Source organism: Pseudoalteromonas sp. SIMBA_162, assembly GCF_046535955.1.
Taxonomy (GTDB): domain Bacteria; phylum Pseudomonadota; class Gammaproteobacteria; order Enterobacterales; family Alteromonadaceae; genus Pseudoalteromonas; species Pseudoalteromonas marina.
Window position 1 is genome coordinate 1 of record NZ_JAWJBQ010000492.1, and the last position, 267, is coordinate 267.

Here is a 267-nt window from a genome sequence, read left to right on the forward strand (position 1 = left end):
TGCGCCAGGAACGCCCCACCGAAACGGTCTTCCACGACCGGGCCGGCGAACCGCTGTCGGACGCCGGCCATTCGGCCGCGGCCAAACTGATCCACGTGGCCGGCGCACTGATCGGCGCGGGCCAGTCGACCCTGTTCGAGCAATGGTGCCTGGCCGACCTGGACCTGGCGGTGGCACTGCGCCGCCTGTGGCTGGACGGCCTGCCCGATCCGCTGCGCGACTATGCCGAGGCCCAGTGGCAGCGCCCCTCGGTGCGCAAATGGCTGG

1 protein-coding gene is annotated in these 267 nt (G+C 71.9%); it reads left to right on the forward strand.

Going from position 1 to position 267, the window contains the following annotated elements; all coding sequences use genetic code 11:
- Positions 1-267, forward strand: a 267-nt coding sequence (locus tag R0J88_RS20640; RefSeq protein ID WP_410900973.1) for a hypothetical protein, incomplete at both ends; no start/stop codon positions are given.